Raw genomic sequence first — 17,263 nt, forward strand, 5'->3', positions numbered from 1 at the left:
GTAGACGAAGACGGTAACATTACGTTGACCTACCCAGATGATGTTGATCCTGATTCAATTACGACCGACAAAATCACGGTAAAAGATGAGAATGGCAAAGACATCCCGGTGATCTTTGAAAAACAACCGGATGGTAGCTACACAGCACAAGTACCATCAGGTACAGATGGCACAGTAAAAGTCGAAGTCCCTGCAGGTTCATACGACGACTTAACAGGTAACCCAGGCTTAATCGGAAAGGGAGAAGGCCCTGTTGATACGGTTGCACCAATTGTAAATCCAACGTCGGTCATCACAAATGAAGATCAGTCGGTGGTATTGAAATGGGCACACTTTGGTATAACAGATGCGAATACGACCAATGCGAACTTAATGGTGACCATTACTCATCTACCAACGGATGGAACGCTTTATTATACAAATGCTTCTGGTAATAAAGTGGCTATTACTAATGGTCAAAAGTTAACTTATGCTGATATTGACAGTGGTAAAGTAACATTTGAACCTGATGCAAATGAAGCTTCAAATAATGCAGGTGATACTTATGCTGATGTTGGTTTTAGTGTGTCTGATGGTAAACATACAACTGATGGTTCAATTGAAATAATCGTTGATGCTGTTGCAGATAAACCTAATCTCGGATTTGGATTGGTTGAGTGGGAACCTGCAACGGTTAACTTAAATATCAAAACTTGGTCTAATCTTAAAGAAGTAACAATTGGTGGTAAGAAACATACTTTGACTGGTGGTGGTTCAGGTGTGTCAGATGTAACTTTAAAAACAGTTTTTGAATATTTAACAAGTAATCAAGCAACCAATCCAGCTATAAGTGAAGGGAAAACGAACAGCTTATCAAATGGAAATGTACCAACTTATAATGGCGTAGCGATTGAGGGTTATGTTTATTTAGAAGCTGGACATACTTATCGATATCAAGGTAAAGCTGATGATAGTGGTTTATTAATCATTGGTAATAATGATCCTGCGTATGTATCTTGGGGTGGTTCATCGACAAGTGTGAATAAAGACTTTACTGTAACAGAATCAGGTTTTTATACATTTGATTTTTATATGCATAACCAATCAGGTGAGGGTAATTATGACTTCCAATTGAAAGATCTTGGTGGTGATAAAATTAGTTATTTCCCTGATTTAAAAACTGCAATTGATATGATGAATAAAGTTTATCAAGGTGAAAATTCATCTGTGGAATGGACTGTTTCGGACTTAATTCAAAAGGATGCAGCAGATAAAGATCAGTATGGCTTCCATCGTCCATATTTCAATTTAAGCGGCGAAGTAGGTAAAGACATTTCACTCGGTCTGTTATCTACTGGTTTAAATGATAAAGATGGTTCAGAAAGTCTTTCACTAGCATTTGAGGGACTCGTTGAGGGAATGCAAATTTATGCAATTGCTCAAGATGGAACACGTACCTTACTCGGTACAGCAGATGCGAATGGTATCTTGAAATTCAGTACGACAGATCTATCCATTAATGGTCAGTCGTTAGTTGCTGTAGCACCGAAAAACTATATTGTTAGTGGTGCTTCAGATACATTAGATGTCAAAGTTACTGCGACAGCAACTGAACAATCAAATGGTTCAGAAGCTTCTACGGAAACGGATTTTGATATTATTTTGTATCCACCAACAGGTGTTGCAGCTAAAGCACTTTTAGCGATGCCTATTGAAGATGATAATATTATCTTTGATTTATTAAGTGATACAAATACAGGTGGAAATACACTACGTATAGAGGATAATTTTAGCGTAGGTTCTTATGCTCAAATTGATCTTTCAGCTTTACTTTCAGATGCAGCAACACTGAATAATTTAGGTGAGTATGTTTCTGTAAATTATGATGCCAATATAGATCAAGCTGTTATTTCAATTGACCGTGATGGAGCAGCATCTGCTTATCAGTCACAAGATTTATTGATCTTAACGCATCAAACAACAGATGTAACATTGAATGATTTATTGAAAAATAATCAGATTATTATCTAATTTTGATTTGATATAAATTGATGATAAAAAGCTCCTTAAGGGGCTTTTTATTTTGTGACATCCTTTTTTAGATCGTTTTTTAAGTTTTCAAACAAATGTTGGTTTAAGTATCTTTTCTGACAATAGCAAAAATAGCTAAGCCAATTCAATTTTTAGACTGATCTATTATTTTTAGATAAACACTGGGACAGTGATCACAATTAAAAAAGGATATAAAAATGGCACAAAAAAGTCAGACAGTGAAATATTCATCTCCATATAAAATAATGTTCACGACAACAATTGCACTGTCAACGATAGCGGTCGTATCGCAAGCAGCACCTGTGCCTAAGTTGGATTTAACACTTTCGGCACATTCACAGGCAAAAATTAAGACCTTGATGAATGATCCAAAAATTTGGCAACAAATTCCGAAAGAAGTCACCCTTTGTGTTTATTCACCCGACGGCGCCAATGGTGAAGCCTTTGAACAGGCGACGAGTTATATCAGTGAGTTACCACGTATTGCACAAGTGGCAAAAGATTTCGGTGTCGACATGAAAATTACTCGACCATCGAAGTTACAAATGCACATCGATTTAAGTTATCCAAAACTGAAAAAAACGGCATCAACAGATATTAAGCTTAAAGTATATACCGATGAACGTGTACTGACTGAAGATTTCCGTAGTAAGCGCTGTGATGGTGCAGGCATTAGTAATATTCGTGCCCGTCAGTTCAATCCATTTGTGGGTAGTATTGATGCGATTGGTGCGGTGCAAAACTATAAACAATTGACCGCAGTGATGCAGGTCTTAGCACGTCCAGAATTCGATGCCAAAATGGTCAATAAAGACTATGAGGTGGTAGGGATTGTACCGTTAGGTGCAGCATATATTATGGTTAATGACCGTAAAATTGATACCTTATCGAAAGCTGCGGGCAAAAAGGTGGCGGTCATGAACTTTGATGGTACTCAGAAAAAATTGGTACAGAATGTCGGTGCACAGCCCGTTTCAGTCGATTTACTGACTGTAGGCGGTAAATTTAACAATAAAGAAGTCGATATTATGGCAGGTCCATCTTTATTGTTTAAACCGCTTGAGTTGCATAAAGGCATGACCGATAAAAATGGCAATGTCGTGGGTGGAATTATTAAATTTCCGCTGATTCAAGTGACAGGTACTCTGATTATGCACCGCAATAAATTCCCAGCAGGCATGGGACCGATTGCACGTGAAATGATTTCTAAACAGTTAACTCCTGCATTTCAATTTGTTGATAAAATGGAAAAAGATATTCCTGCAAAATATTGGATGGATATTCGTGAAGCCGATAAACCGGGTTATATTAAAATCATGCGTGAAGCCCGTATTCAAATGACTAAAGAAGGGTTTTATGATCCTGCAATGATGAAAATTTTGAAAAAAATTCGTTGTAATCAAAATCCATCGAGTTTTGAATGTGCTTTGAATGATGAATAACACGGCTCTATAAAACACAAATTTCATCGATCAAAGCAAAATTAATGATGATTTGAAGGGTTCTGCGATAAAAATAGACATTCGTTTAACCCCATATTTTTAAAGAAGTATGTGGCTTTTTATGAATCATTTTTATGAAAATTCAAGATTTGACGATATGAATAAGTGCATGATTGATTTGCTGTAAGCATTGATTTAATTGTGATGGATCAATTTTTGATTCTTGTAAGGTCGTGAGCCACTGTATTTGACAGTGTTTTAAACATTTTGGCGTATTTGAATCTTTAATTTTTTGAATAAGTTGTTTTGCCATAAGTCCACAATGTTGTTGAAGTAAGTTAATCATTAAGTGCTGAATTTCATCGAATTTGAGCATGGAAAATTGCGAATGAAATTGGACATCTCTTAACGAAGAATTTTCTACATTTAGAAATGCATTTTTTTGAATGGGTTTAATCGGTTCAGGTTGTTCTATATCTAAAATGGGTAACGGTTCTTCCAAAGAAAGATTGAGTAAAGGGGAATTATTTTTTAAATTTTGCTGTGATGAATCTATTTGTTTATTGCTTGATAAATGTGGGTGAGTAATTAGCCCCATTGTTTCAAGTTGTTGTAATAATTCAGGGGTGGCAAGCTTTTGCTTTAAGTGCGAATTTAACAAGGTAAAATCACGCGTACCAATCAGAACCAATAAACGGCGTTGACGGGCATTTAGGTTCAAATTGCGTTCCCGCAATGCTTGTATGCCCATCGTTGTTTTTTGATAATGATCCATAGTCTGATTTATCCCTAGGGTTAAATCAGATGAGCTTAATGGGTAAAAATTACACTAGTATGAACTTTTTATTACAAATCAATATTTTAAAGTGTGACTAGGTTTGCGTTTTCTAAAGCCTTACGTAAATATGGGTCGAGTTCATCTTGGCGCATGAGCCACTGAATATAATCTTTTGGTAATTCTGCAATCGCGGTACCTTTATGTTTACCAAAAGTAATAGTACGTGGAATACGAGCATCTTCTGAAACAGCATAAAGTTCTTCAATGCTTTGAATATTTAAACGATGAATAATATGCATTAAAATATTAGCAGTTAAAATAATATCGGCATCGGCACGGTGAGCACCTTTCAGCATTTGGCGAGCTTTGTCACTGCCTTTACTAATCATATAAATCAGTGCAGAAATATTATGCGCTTCAGCATCAGGCCAAACCAATCGAGCAAGGGCCAAAGTACAAATGGCTTTAATGTGTGAAGTATCGATACCGCATTGTTGAATGGCACGTATATCGTAATCAATATTGTGACCGATGATATATTGGGTTTCAGTCGGTAATTCAAAACTCGAAAAATTTGGTTGATTCTCTAAGTCAGACTCTAAAATATGATGCACCGCCATTGAGCCCCAAGAGATTTTTTCATCTCCAATGCTATAAAGCTGATCGAACATTTTTTCACGATCTAAACTGAGTTTGGCATTTTCAATTTCAATAGGTGCGTAGGCAATCTCGATGGGTAAGCCATTTAGCGTATGGGTTTCGGTATCGAGAATAATGGCTTGCATGTAAATGTCCTAGAACGAAGCGAATGAATCGTTCTAATGTACAACTCAGCACGATGGGATTCAATCTTTTCCAATATTTGAGGTATATTTAGGCTTTCAATAAGGAATATAAAAATGCTGATGCCTGAAAATGACGTAATATAAATGGAGGGGAGAGAGCATAGATTGGTTTTTGAAATATTTGTAAAAATGAACAAAATATCTTGCAGTAAAACAATATTTTGGGTAGTTTTTATACAAGAGTGCCGTAGTGCATTAAAAGCGAATCCATGAAAAATAACACCAATCAAGGACGATAAAATGAAAAAGCATTTACTGACGGTTTTACTTTCAAGTTCAGTATTATTACTTACAGCGTGTAATGATAGTAATGATCATGATGATTCATCAACACCACCGACCAATACATCTGATATCAATACCATTAAGAATCCTGTCGTGGGAACAACTGCGTATACCAAAACAGATATGTCAGCCATTGCAGGCGATAGTGTAGTAATGACCTATAAAATGAAAGGCATAAATGGTACAGAAGTGCAAGCCAATGCCATGGTCTTTACACCACGTACCGCAGCGCCTGTAGGTGGTTGGCCGATTGTTGCTTGGGCACATGGAACAACAGGCGTAGCAGATATTTGTGCACCGAGTCGTAATGAAATGAACGCAGCGATTCAAGGCATGATTGCTAAACTTTTGGCAGAAGGTTTTGTTGTCGTTGCACCTGATTATGAAGGCTTAGGTGAACCAAGTGGTAAAGAGATTCATCCATTTTTAAATGTGAAAAGTGAAGGTTATTCTATTACAGATGCGGTCGTTGCAACGCATCAATGGTTAGGTACAAAGGCATCTTCTAAGTGGATGTCGATTGGACATTCGCAAGGCGGGCAAGCTGCATTAGGTGCAGCACAATATGCGGCACGTGCCAATTTGAACTATAAGGGTACTGTTGCCGTTGCTCCTGCATCCAATTTAGGCATGATTTTACAAGGTGGTGAATTGTCTGTCATTGGTTCGACACCAGATATACAAATTCCTGTTTATGCTCAACTCGATACTTATACAGCACTCATTGCAGCAGGTCTTAAAAATCCACATCCATCGACAGATTATAGTCAGGTTTTCCAAAAACCAACTGATAAAATTGCTGCACAAGCTGAGTCTGTTTGTGCTGAAGATTTAGGTAATTTATTTGGTCAAGCGATGGGGCAATATGCTGCAATTAACAAGACGTTGACAGGCTATCCACGGACTGTACCAAATTTCCTCAGCTTACCTGTAGTGAAAACATTTATTGATACGGAATCAAAACCTTTGTCTGTACTTGTGACAACCCCAATTACGATTTATCAGGGTAGTGCAGATACGACTGTTCCGAAAGTGGCGACGGATACTTTAATTGGCGATGCGACAAAATTGGGTACAAAAATTAATTATATTCAAACTGCAGAGTGGAATCACAATACTGCCTATACACTTAATATTGATAATATAGTTTTTGATGCCAAAGAGATGTTGTCGAAGTAAGTTACCACAATTTTTTAAAAGCTTTTAGATTCAAAGAAGTTATATTTATTCAAATTCATATTTGACATTGTTTAATAAATAACGCATGTGATTATTACATGCGTTATTTTTATTTAAAACAGGAGAAACTTCATTCTGTTTAATCAGAAACTTCATGCTACAATACGCGCAATCTTAGCACGGCTTAAAAGCCCTAATTTCATAGGACCTCGCTAATGTTCGCCAATATCTCCGTTTCTGAATTTGATCCAGAAATTGCTCAGGCAATTGCTCAAGAAGATGCTCGCCAAGAAGCGCACATCGAACTTATTGCTTCTGAAAACTATTGCTCACCAGCAGTGATGGAAGCTCAAGGGTCAAAACTGACTAACAAATATGCAGAAGGTTATCCTGGCAAACGCTATTATGGCGGTTGTGAGTATGTTGATATCATTGAACAACTTGCAATTGACCGTGCTAAAGCACTTTTTGGTGCTGATTATGCAAACGTTCAGCCACACGCAGGTTCACAAGCAAACTCAGCAGTTTACTTAGCGCTTCTTAACCCTGGTGATACAGTACTTGGTATGAGCTTAGCTCACGGTGGTCACTTGACTCACGGTGCAAAAGTAAGCTTCTCTGGTAAAACATACAATGCAATTCAGTATGGCTTAAACCCAGAAACTGGCGAAATTGACTATGAAGAAGTTGAACGTTTAGCTGTAGAACATAAACCACGTATGATCGTGGCTGGTTTCTCTGCATACAGCCAAATTGTTGATTGGCAACGTTTCCGTGACATCGCAGATAAAGTTGGCGCTTACTTATTTGTAGATATGGCTCACGTTGCAGGTCTAGTTGCTGCTGGTGTATATCCAAGCCCAGTAAAAATTGCTGACGTAACAACAACGACTACACATAAAACACTTCGTGGTCCACGTTCAGGTTTAATCCTTGCAAAAGCAAACGAAGAAATCGAGAAAAAATTACAATCAGCTGTATTCCCAGGTAACCAAGGTGGTCCTTTGGTTCATGCGGTTGCTGCGAAAGCAATTTGCTTTAAAGAAGCAATGGCACCTGAATATAAAGCCTATCAAAAACAAGTTGTTATTAATGCTAAAGCAATGGCTGAAGTATTAATCGCTCGTGGTTACGATATTGTTTCTGGTGGTACAGAAAACCACTTGTTCCTCTTGTCTTTGATCAAACAAGATGTAACAGGTAAAGAAGCTGATGCTTGGTTAGGCGCTGCTCACATTACTGTGAACAAAAACTCAGTACCGAATGATCCACGTTCTCCATTTGTAACTTCAGGAATCCGTATTGGTACACCTGCAGTAACGACTCGTGGTTTCGGTGAAACTGAAGTGCGTGACTTGGCTGGTTGGATTGCAGATATCCTTGATGCGAAAGGTGATGAAGCAGTAATTAATACAGTGAAAGCGAAAGTTGAAACTGTATGTGCTAAATACCCAGTATACGCAAAATAAGTCAATGATTTGAGAAAGCTCCCTCAAGGGAGCTTTTTTTATAGATGAAGAAAAACAAAGATGATTACTCAATCTATAATTTTTCTGCTATAACAGAGCAATATCTATAATGAATGGTCGAATTTTGACACTTCATTAATAACATAAAATGCAAGGGAATCAGGTTGATGGCGAGTAAACCAAATATTATTATCTCTGAGCAAGATTTGCATCGTCTTGAAACGATGCTAGAGCATCAGACTGTACTAACACCGACTATGAAACATCTGGAAGATGAGTTGGCGCGTGCAGAAGTTGTTGAACCACAAAATGTTCCAACTGATGTTGTAACGATGAATGCAAAAGTATTGATTACCATTGCACCTGCAACAGAATCGACAGAAATCACTTTGGTTTATCCACACGATTTTAAAGGTGAGAAGGGGCAGGTGAATATTATTGCTCCGATTGGCGCTGCAATTTTAGGTTTATCAGAAGGGCAAGACATTGAGTGGCCACAGCCTGATGGTCATATGATGAAAGTAAAAATTGAAAAAGTGCTTTATCAACCTGAACGTGAAGGCAACTATTTGTAAAATTTTAAATTTTTATAAAGCTCAAAATTAAATATATAAATATTGAAATCGATCGGATTTAAAAAAGCCATCGGATGGGTTATACGATGGCTTTTTTTATTTACTTTAACGATTAAAAACCACTCGTAGTACCTTTGCTTGGATATTTAAAGTCATGTTGAATATTCAGTTCAAATTTCCGTTTGGGTTGTAATTGGATATTCCATTGGTTGATATTGGGTTGACCATTCCAAGATGTGGCAGGGGTTCAATACTATAACGAGTTTGTGCTGTAAGTTTACGATTTCGGCTTTGTGGTTCAGCTTCAAATACAGTTAAATCGACAGGATAATTATGCAAATTTTCAATGCTATAACTGTTTTTTTGCTGTGTTTCGGATTGAGAGCGGGCAGGGTTTTGAATGTCATTTAAATCAATAATGTTGACTTGAATCTGTTCATCTTGACCAAAATTCATTTGAACTGTATCTGCACTAGTATTTGACCAATTACGCTGTCCAATATAGTCGCCATCTCGATATAATTTAACGATGTGATGGCCAAATATTATCTAATTTTGGTATTTCAGCATTCAAAATCGCTTGTTGACTTTGGCGTGGAATGACCCAAACAGAAATTTTTGCCGTATATTGATTTGCACTCAGGGGTAGGAAAATTTGTTGACTACTACTATTAATTGAAGCTTTGGTTTCCGAACGGAATTCAGTACTAAAATTTAAATCTGTTCCCTCAAATTGCGGAAATTGGGGGATTATTACTTTCATCTATTTGTTTGCTCATTCGAGCCATAATAGGTGCAGGTGCTGCTTCAACTATAGTTGTATTGCCATAAATACGTGAAGTTTCAGGCTGATAATAGTCAACCCACCATCCCATTGGTGTCATTTGTTGAGTATAACTTTTCGGCCTAGAAGGCGATAATGTTAATTTAACATTATTCCAATCTTCCCCTATTTTTTGTGCAATAATCGCCATGTGAGTGAGTTTGACTTGCTTAGTTTGGTTATGAGTTCGGTTTTATACATTGGTTGCCAACGTGCATACGGCACCATATAGCTAAGTTTTATTTCACCTTTTTGTGGTGCATTGACATAAAACTTTAAACTACGTTGATTAAATTGATGATCGCCAATATTGTATAATTCTTACTGTAGCTCAGAAAGGCGTTGTTCTAATTTTACCTTTTCACTTTTAGCTCGATCAATAGCAAAAAAGCATCATAGGTTTTTTGCGTACTTTATCCGTAGCGCCTTCTTTGACATTACCAAAAATTTATTTTGTAATTCAGCAGCTCGTATAATTGAGTTTTGCTCTGATATTTTGAGTTCTGTTAATTCGATTTATTTCTGTAATTGTGATGATTCATAACCTACGGGCTGTTCACCCGCTTGTACAGGAATACTCCCTTCAATTTTTGCCATATTTGGGTAAAGCGTTATTTGTTGAATCGGGGATTCAGAAAGATTTAGTGCAAAACTATATTGTGTACTGAATATACTAAAACTTATTAAAATTAATGGAAGTTTTTCATTCTCATTACTCAGAACTTATATTTGAAATTAATTGAATAAAAGAGATTCTAAGGATAAATAAAGTACCTGTACAGATTGAAACTGAAGCTGTTATAAATCGCTTAATTATTATATTTAAAATGACTGAGTGAAATAGCCTAAAAATAATGCGCGATAACACATATAATCAATCATTTTTAAGTGATACAAAAAAGCCATCATTCCCGATGGCTCTTGTTTATTGAATTGCAGTACTGACTTGTAAATATTTTTGAAAGTAAACTTCTCTAATCTCTGCTTTTTGTTCAGTAGAGGTTGCTTTCTGAATTTTATTACGCATCTCATTACGTTCAGAAGAGCTCATTTGTTGCCACACTTCGCGCATTTTTTGCTTTTCCGGTTCAGGTAATTGGTTGAACCAATCCATACGTTGTTGTAGTGCAATAATTTGGGCTTCGGGAATTTCTTTTAAGTTCTGATAACGTTTAATCAGAGCACGCTGTTCATCTTCAGATAAAGATTCCCAACTTTCATTGGCAGAGGTATTTGCATCTTTAGAAAAAATCCAAAAACGTTCAAAACCTGCAAAACTAGTTTGTAAAAAGCTGATTGCACAAAAGGCTAAAACTAATTTTTTAGCTGCCATGAGATGCTTTATCCTCACCAAACGCCGTTAACATATCCAAATCCTCCATCATCTGTGGAGAGAGTTTTGGGTTCACAATTACATGTTGATTTTGTGGTTGTTCATTGGTATCAAAAACAATCGGCAAAACTACAAAACCTGTCAATGCTGCAGCCAAAGCAAAACCTGTCATTTTCCAAGCGCTGAAAAATGATGATGGTTTATCATGAATATGATCTAAAACATTGTGCATCACCACAGCTTTATTGCGATGATGTGAAGCAAGTTGGTCTAGTTTGGAAGTCACTTTTTTTGTGAAATTATCGTTATTCATCTGACGACCCTCCCATATTTGGATTTAAATGCGCTAAAGATGAGCGTAAACCTTGTATCGCTCGATGATAATGGGTTTTTACACTACCTTCCGAACAATCCATGATCTGTGCAGTCGTCTGAGTATCGAAACCTTCCCAAGCACGGAGCATAAAGGCTTGTTGTTGACGCACAGGTAAACGAGAAATGGCATCTTGAATTTCTTCGACAGCCAAAGCTTGATCTAAAAATTGTAATGGATTGGGGGTAGATTCATCCACGACATCCATAGCTTCTTCATCGTCACTGTCTAAGCTTACTTTACGAAACAGTGAAAAAGGTGAAGCTCGACGGGCTTCTTTACGACGCCAATCTTGTAATTTATTGGTTAAAATGGTGTAAAACAGGGGATACCATTCATCGGTACTTTTTTCTGCATAAGATTTATGAAGAGAAATAAAGGCTTCCTGTACTAAATCCATAGCAATGCCATTGTGACCCTGTGTTGCACTTTCCATCATCACCAAGGCACGACCTGTCACATCTTGCATGAAATACTTCAGGCGATGTTCCGCGGTACTCACTTGAGTGCTCGCTAGATCAGACTGTTTCTTTGGTGCTAAGTCCATAGAGATGGAAAATCCCGTCATGGGTTGCCCACCATTTTAATTTAAGATCGTTGCCTATATAACGTTCTAAATACATGGTGGGTTGACATGGTTCAGTAATTATTTTTATCAGTTTAAATGATTTAACAACATTTGATATGTTTATTAAAATAAATTAACTAAATTATAGACGTTGACGTACCATTTCAAAGAAGCAGATTGAACCTGCAACCGCAACATTGAGTGATTCTTGTCCGCCTGGCTGTGGGATGCTGACAGCTTCAGCATATTTCATCGCAAAATCAGATACACCTTGACCTTCATTACCTAAAATCCATACGCATTGTTTACGTAGACTTTTGCTGTAAAGGCTTTCAGCTTCATGGGAACTAGTCACATATACAGGAATTTTAAATTGCTTAATAATGTCTTCAAGAACAACATTTTCATATGTATTTAACGAGAAATGTGCGCCCATACCTGCACGAAGTACACGAGGCGACCATAAAGATGCAGAACCTTTAGTACACACAATTTGATCAATACCCGCTGCCGCAGCGGAACGTAAAAGTGTGCCAACATTGCCAGGATCTTGAATGTTTTCAAGAATAAGTGTGTCTTCTGTGAAGTTAAGTGCTTCTGTTGAATGAGGTAAGTCGACAATGGCTAAACAAGCGAGTGATGTGCCTAAAGTACTCAAATCTTTGTATAAAGATTCACTCAGTACAAAAACAATACCCGTATATTTTGAAAAAATTTCTTCAAAATCTGGATGGGAAAGTGCATGTTCAGTCGTGAAAATGGACTTGATTATACGATCTTTTTCAAGCCAAGCAAGGGTCAAATGTGTACCTTCAAGAACAGTTTGACCTTGTTTTTTACGATAGGTATTTTGTTCAATTAAAGCACGTAAGTGTTTAATTTTTGGGTTATCTCGAGATTCAAGAAAAATAGTAGGCATGGGAGTGTATCCATGAAAAGTAAGTTGGGGTTGTGCTATTGGCAACAACCCCAGAAATGGACTACTCCCTTAAAGCAAGAGAGTAAATAAGCGAAAATTAGTTGTGATAGCTTGTCACAAGCTCAACTTCATTTTTAGAACCGATAACGACAGGAACACGTTGATGAAGTTCTGTTGGTTGGATTTCTAAAATACGTACTCGACCTGTGCTTGATGCGCCACCTGCTTGTTCCATTAGCATACTCATTGGGTTTGCTTCATACATCAAACGGAGACGACCTGCTTTTTGCGGATCTTTGGTATCGTATGGATATAAGAAAATACCGCTACGGCATAGAATACGGTGAATATCACCCACCATACATGCCACCCAACGCATATTAAAATCTTTTTCTCGTATAGACGTTTTACCTGCTTGAAGTTCTTCAATATAACGTTTTACTGGAGCTTCCCAATGACGTTGATTTGAAGCATTAATCGCATATTCTTTAGTGTCGGCAGCGACTTGAATGCTTTCAGAAGTCAGTAAAAATTCTTGAGTTTCAGGATCAAAAGTAAAGAATACTGTACCTGCACCAACAGTAAGTGCCATCATGGTTGATGGACCATAAAGAACATAGCCAGCAGAAACTTGTTGAGTTCCCGCTTGCATGAAATCTTCGGCTTGTGTTACTGCATTTTTTGCAGGAAGAATTGAGAAAATTGTACCCACACACATGTTAATGTCAATGTTGCTTGAACCATCTAATGGATCAAATAAAACCAAGTATTTACCATTTTCTTGCGCAGGGGTAAATTCATCAAGCTCTTCAGATGCTAAACCACCCACATTTTTATTGATTTGTAATGCATCAATTAAATAATCATTTGAAATTACATCAAGTTTCTTTTGCTCTTCACCTTGCACATTTTCATGCTGTGCACTTCCTAATACACCCGCAAGTGCACCTTTTTGCAAAAGTTGATCAATCCGTTTGCAAGTATCTGCAATGGTTGCAATAACATCAGCAAGTTCTGGTGTCAGGTTCCCTTGTTGTTGTTCTAAGAATTGGGATAATGTGCGATATGACATATCAGAGGTGCTCCAAAAGCGATAAATTTCTAACAAATTAAAGAATCCGACCATTTTAGATGAGTTCGGCACAAAATAAAAATCATCCTGTGTTATTTGTCGCGATTTTACACTTGAAAGTCTTTTTTAACGTGCTATGTTAAATATTAAAACAACCATTTATGGGAGTACTACAATGACAACAGCAAAGTTTGAAGCGACTCCAACTGCAAGTGAAGGTATTGATTTAAAAAATATCAGTGCGGAAAATGTTAAGGATGCATGGAAAGAATACCAAGCAAAACCTGAGTTTAAAGAGTTCAATAAACATGATTTGATTGATTCGATGGTGCTTCCTAAACAGGAAGTTACAGAAAAATCTACGAATTAGTTGAAAACTAATCAATATAAAAATTGAAAGTTTTTTACTTGGATATTTTTACAGTATTTAGATATTTAACGTTATAAATTTTGAGAAAAATATGTCGATTCAAAATCCAATTATCTTGTCGCATTCCTTTTTAGCCGATATATATCAAGATTCTTATTTTCCTAAGCACTTAGTAGATCAACTGAAACAAACTTTATTGGATTTATGTCAACAAATTGAATCACAAAAACCACAAAATTTAGATGCGTTATATATATATTTACACATGTGGCAACAGAACACATCAATGTTCTACAAGATGCTTTTGATGAAGCGGAAAGCGAAATTGAAACAGTGGCAAGAGAAAGTATAGGTTCAGATATTTATTTTATTGCACAAAGTTATGGTTTTGTTGACGCAGATCAAGAGGAGTTAATTTCACCTCGTGATTGGTAAATTGAAAAATAGAAGATTGAAAATCATACTGCAATCACTGTAAAAAATATTTTAAAGATAAAAAAATGCTCTAAATTTAGAGCATTTTTTTTTATCTCTTTTATTTCAATAATGGCGGAACAGCTTCATAGTTTAGCTCTACACGGCGGTTTTCTTTCCATGCTGCTTCATTGTGACCAGCATTGATCGGCATTTCTTTGCCATAGCTTACCGCTTCCAATTGACCTGCATTGACACCATTGGTTACAAGGTAGCTCTGCACAGCTTTAGCACGGCGTTCGCCCAAAGCCATGTTGTATTCACGAGTACCACGTTCATCTGTGTGACCCGTTAAAGCCAAGCGTGAATTGGCATTTGCCATGAGAAATTGAGCATGCGCTTGTAAGGTTTGATAGTCTTCATTCGACAAGTCACTACTGTCATAGTCAAAATGAACGACACGTTTCGCTAAAAATGCTTTATTTGCAGCAGTAACACCTTTTGAAGATGCGCCATTTAAGTTCTGTGCATTCAATGCTGCATCTTCACTAAGACCATCGGTGCTTACGGTTGTTGAGCCATTTGGGGTATTTCCTGCTTCAATATTTGCCGCAGGTTTACGATTTGCACAACCCGTCATTACAAGGCTTGTTGCTAATAGTGGCAATGCCAAGTATTTCAATTTATTCATACTCATCTCCATGACGATTTTTAAATAGTTCACTAAAAGTAGAAAATATGATGACTTTCAGTGCGTTGATTTAGAAAAAGGTTGATTTAGAAAAAAATAATGCGTTGTTAGGTTTAGTCATTATTTAGGTGCCCAAGCTGGTTCACGAACTTCACCTTGTTCACTTGGTAAATTCATACGGAAGCGACCATCTGTTGACATGATTGCTAATAGACCACGATTACCTTCACGTGTGGCATACACCACCATTTGACCGTTGGGTGAGAAACTTGGCGACTCATCTAGACTTGTAGGGGTTAAAATATTGGTTACCCCAGTCGAAATTTCTTGAATCGCAACTTTATAGTTACTACCAGATGGGCGATGCACTAAAGCGACATATTGACCATCAGCACTTAAGCTACCACGCGCATTGAATGCACCATGGAAGGTTAATCGTTTGGTTGAACCATCAGCAAAGTTATAACGATAAATTTGTGCAGAGCCACCACGATCAGATGTGAAAATGAAAGATTTACCATCGGGTGCATAACGTGCTTCAGTATCAATGGCACTATCGACAGTCATACGCTTAACTTGGCGAGTGGCGAGATCCATTTGATATACTTCAGGGTTGTCATGCATGGATGCTGTGAACAGCATAGATTTTCCATCAGGGGAGAAGCTCGGGGCACCATTTAAGCCTTTAAAACCAGCTAATTTTTCACGTGTCCCCGTGGCTAAATCTTGTACATAAATGGCAGGGCGTTTGGTTTCAAATGAAACATAAGCAATTTTTTTAGCGTCTGGTGTCCATGCAGGGGACAAAATCGGATCACGAGAACTCAGCACTGTTTTTGGCTGTTCACCATCTGTGTCTGCTATTTGTAAGGTATAACGCTGTTCAGGTGTTGCAGGATTACGAAGTACATACGCAATACGTCCGCTAAAATCACCTTTAATTCCAGTTAGTGCTTGATAAATTGCATCACTGATCATGTGTGCTGCAGAACGAATACGTGATGCTGGTACAGTAAGTAATTCATTGAGTAAAAAAGCTTGTTTTTCTACATCATACAATTGGTAGCGTACAGAGAATGTACCATCAGCATTTTGTTTTGAATCACCTAAAACCACATAAGGTACACCTGCCGCTTTCCATGCTTCAGCATTGACATTGTCTAGGCTTGCTGTTGCAGGTAGATTTTTTGAGGCACTGGTAAAACGTCCTGAGCGGTTTAAGTCTTGTTCAACGACAGGATAAATCGCTTGGTCATTACTAAAAGGAATAATTGCAATTTTAGGTGCACGTTCAGGTGCTTTGGCAATTTCAAAATAAAGCTGAGCATTGGCAGTGCTGATGAGTGCAGGTCCGATAGCTGCAATCATTGCCAATCCTAAAAAATGTTTATGCATCATTTTCATGGGTTGTTGTGTACTCAAATATTGGTTTTTTAACAGTGTAAGCTTTGTAGCATGAAGACATGATTTTAATCTATATAAAGCATGTAATTATGAAGTGAAAATGAATGAAGAATATTCTTTATATGAATGTTCAGTTATTTATACCCCAAATTATGCAGAAAATTATAAAAACTCCCTACTTGAGCAGAGAGTTTTTATATTCATTTCACACGTAATAATGTTTTAAATGATCGTGCTTGTTTTCGTGCTTCAGGATCATCAGGCATTGGGTAGGGCGCAGCCGCACGAACTGCTTTTTCAGCAGATGCTTTGACCGCAGGATCTGAAGCATTGACTGATACATTCGTAACATTACCATTATTGTCTAAAATAACGGATACACTTGCTGTTTCACCAGGTTTATCTGGTGGATTCCAACTACTTTCTACTTTACGTTTAAATGCTGCAACTGCATTACCAGCCACTTTTTTCGCATCAGCTTTGTTTTTTGCAGCTTCTTGTGCAGCCCTTTCAGCAGAAGATTCTCGTTCAGCAGCTTCTTTCGCAGCTTTATCTTTGGCATTTTGTGCATCACGTTCAGCTTTTGCTTGAGCGTCTTTAGCGGCTTTGTCTTTAGCAGCTTGTGCATCACGAGTAGCTTTTGCTTGGGCGTCTTTAGCGGCTTTGTCTTTAGCAGCTTGTGCATCACGAGT

General features: G+C 37.4%; 20 protein-coding genes and 1 pseudogene. 8 read left to right on the forward strand and 13 right to left on the reverse strand.

Translation table 11 applies throughout. From position 1 onward, the window contains the following. A partial coding sequence (locus tag ACK1JC_RS16265; RefSeq protein ID WP_409512889.1) for a cadherin-like domain-containing protein occupies positions 1 to 2,010 on the forward strand: 2,010 nt, incomplete at its 5' end. A 266-nt stretch (positions 2,011 to 2,276) separates the two neighbouring features. Further along, the gene (locus ACK1JC_RS16270) at positions 2,277 to 3,473 is read left to right on the forward strand and encodes a putative solute-binding protein (RefSeq protein ID WP_409512907.1); all 1,197 of its coding nucleotides are present in this window, start codon (positions 2,277 to 2,279) and stop codon (positions 3,471 to 3,473) included. A 142-nt stretch (positions 3,474 to 3,615) separates the two neighbouring features. Here ACK1JC_RS16270 and ACK1JC_RS16275 read toward each other — a convergent pair whose 3' ends face one another. Then, positions 3,616 to 4,248 carry a hypothetical protein gene (locus tag ACK1JC_RS16275; protein ID WP_409512890.1) on the reverse strand — a complete coding sequence of 211 codons (633 nt, stop codon included), beginning with the start codon at positions 4,246 to 4,248 and terminating at the stop codon, positions 3,616 to 3,618. Positions 4,249 to 4,334: 86 nt separating this feature from the next. Continuing rightward, positions 4,335 to 5,036 (reverse strand): putative quorum-sensing-regulated virulence factor, encoded by a 702-nt coding sequence (locus ACK1JC_RS16280; RefSeq protein ID WP_409512891.1) that lies wholly within the window; start codon positions 5,034 to 5,036, stop codon positions 4,335 to 4,337. A 300-nt stretch (positions 5,037 to 5,336) separates the two neighbouring features. On the opposite strand from ACK1JC_RS16280, the gene ACK1JC_RS16285 reads away from it, so the two are divergent. From ACK1JC_RS16285 to rnk, 3 genes are all read left to right on the forward strand, one after another. Further along, entirely contained in the window at positions 5,337 to 6,560 is a 1,224-nt protein-coding gene (locus tag ACK1JC_RS16285) for a lipase family protein (protein ID WP_409512892.1), read from the forward strand. A 215-nt stretch (positions 6,561 to 6,775) separates the two neighbouring features. After that, positions 6,776 to 8,029, forward strand: coding sequence for a serine hydroxymethyltransferase (gene glyA / locus ACK1JC_RS16290; protein ID WP_409512893.1), 1,254 nt, complete (start codon positions 6,776 to 6,778; stop codon positions 8,027 to 8,029). A 167-nt stretch (positions 8,030 to 8,196) separates the two neighbouring features. Continuing rightward, a complete protein-coding gene (gene rnk, locus ACK1JC_RS16295) occupies positions 8,197 to 8,604 on the forward strand; it encodes a nucleoside diphosphate kinase regulator (protein WP_409512894.1) in 408 nt (135 codons plus the stop codon). 165 nt (positions 8,605 to 8,769) lie between these two features. Here rnk and ACK1JC_RS16300 read toward each other — a convergent pair whose 3' ends face one another. The 8 genes from ACK1JC_RS16300 to ACK1JC_RS16335 form a co-directional block, all read right to left on the reverse strand. Continuing rightward, on the reverse strand, positions 8,770 to 9,060 hold the full coding sequence (locus tag ACK1JC_RS16300) for a hypothetical protein (RefSeq protein ID WP_409512895.1): 291 nt from the start codon (positions 9,058 to 9,060) through the stop codon (positions 8,770 to 8,772). Positions 9,061 to 9,127: 67 nt separating this feature from the next. Then, positions 9,128 to 9,367, reverse strand: a complete 240-nt coding sequence (locus tag ACK1JC_RS16305; protein WP_409512896.1) for a hypothetical protein — start codon at positions 9,365 to 9,367, stop codon at positions 9,128 to 9,130. Then, on the reverse strand, positions 9,333 to 9,578 hold the full coding sequence (locus ACK1JC_RS16310; RefSeq protein ID WP_409512897.1) for a DUF4139 domain-containing protein: 246 nt from the start codon (positions 9,576 to 9,578) through the stop codon (positions 9,333 to 9,335). Before ACK1JC_RS16310 ends, ACK1JC_RS16305 begins: the two co-directional genes overlap by 35 nt. A gap of 774 nt (positions 9,579 to 10,352) precedes the next feature. Further along, positions 10,353 to 10,760, reverse strand: a complete 408-nt coding sequence (locus ACK1JC_RS16315) for a DUF3106 domain-containing protein (protein ID WP_409512898.1) — start codon at positions 10,758 to 10,760, stop codon at positions 10,353 to 10,355. Beyond that, positions 10,750 to 11,073: a hypothetical protein gene (locus ACK1JC_RS16320; protein ID WP_409512899.1), complete on the reverse strand. Its 324-nt coding sequence runs from the start codon at positions 11,071 to 11,073 to the stop codon at positions 10,750 to 10,752. Before ACK1JC_RS16320 ends, ACK1JC_RS16315 begins: the two co-directional genes overlap by 11 nt. Then, entirely contained in the window at positions 11,066 to 11,680 is a 615-nt protein-coding gene (locus tag ACK1JC_RS16325; RefSeq protein WP_409512908.1) for an RNA polymerase sigma factor, read from the reverse strand. The genes ACK1JC_RS16320 and ACK1JC_RS16325 overlap by 8 nt, the downstream gene beginning before the upstream one ends. Positions 11,681 to 11,843: 163 nt before the next feature. Then, positions 11,844 to 12,620, reverse strand: coding sequence for a TrmH family RNA methyltransferase (locus ACK1JC_RS16330; protein ID WP_409512900.1), 777 nt, complete (start codon positions 12,618 to 12,620; stop codon positions 11,844 to 11,846). Between the two features lie 97 nt (positions 12,621 to 12,717). Next, positions 12,718 to 13,692 carry a class 1 fructose-bisphosphatase gene (locus ACK1JC_RS16335; protein WP_409512901.1) on the reverse strand — a complete coding sequence of 325 codons (975 nt, stop codon included), beginning with the start codon at positions 13,690 to 13,692 and terminating at the stop codon, positions 12,718 to 12,720. Between the two features lie 175 nt (positions 13,693 to 13,867). Between ACK1JC_RS16335 and ACK1JC_RS16340 the strand changes: the two genes are divergently transcribed. The 3 genes and pseudogenes from ACK1JC_RS16340 to ACK1JC_RS16350 all read left to right on the forward strand — a co-directional run bounded on the left by ACK1JC_RS16340 (position 13,868) and on the right by ACK1JC_RS16350 (position 14,497). Continuing rightward, entirely contained in the window at positions 13,868 to 14,062 is a 195-nt protein-coding gene (locus tag ACK1JC_RS16340; RefSeq protein WP_409512902.1) for an NF038105 family protein, read from the forward strand. A gap of 91 nt (positions 14,063 to 14,153) precedes the next feature. Further along, positions 14,154 to 14,249 (forward strand): annotated as a pseudogene (locus tag ACK1JC_RS16345) (hypothetical protein); the annotation flags it as partial. A gap of 80 nt (positions 14,250 to 14,329) precedes the next feature. Beyond that, positions 14,330 to 14,497 carry a DUF5713 family protein gene (locus ACK1JC_RS16350; protein ID WP_409512903.1) on the forward strand — a complete coding sequence of 56 codons (168 nt, stop codon included), beginning with the start codon at positions 14,330 to 14,332 and terminating at the stop codon, positions 14,495 to 14,497. A gap of 100 nt (positions 14,498 to 14,597) precedes the next feature. Here the strand turns inward: ACK1JC_RS16350 and pal are convergent, their stop codons facing one another. From pal to tolA, 3 genes are all read right to left on the reverse strand, one after another. Beyond that, positions 14,598 to 15,167, reverse strand: a complete 570-nt coding sequence (gene pal / locus ACK1JC_RS16355) for a peptidoglycan-associated lipoprotein Pal (protein WP_409512904.1) — start codon at positions 15,165 to 15,167, stop codon at positions 14,598 to 14,600. A gap of 120 nt (positions 15,168 to 15,287) precedes the next feature. Next, complete coding sequence (gene tolB, locus ACK1JC_RS16360; protein ID WP_409512905.1) at positions 15,288 to 16,571, reverse strand: Tol-Pal system beta propeller repeat protein TolB; 1,284 nt, start codon at positions 16,569 to 16,571, stop codon at positions 15,288 to 15,290. A gap of 200 nt (positions 16,572 to 16,771) precedes the next feature. Then, a partial coding sequence (gene tolA, locus ACK1JC_RS16365; protein ID WP_409512906.1) for a cell envelope integrity protein TolA occupies positions 16,772 to 17,263 on the reverse strand: 492 nt, incomplete at its 5' end.

The organism is Acinetobacter sp. TY2 (assembly GCF_046269225.1).
Lineage (GTDB): Bacteria > Pseudomonadota > Gammaproteobacteria > Pseudomonadales > Moraxellaceae > Acinetobacter.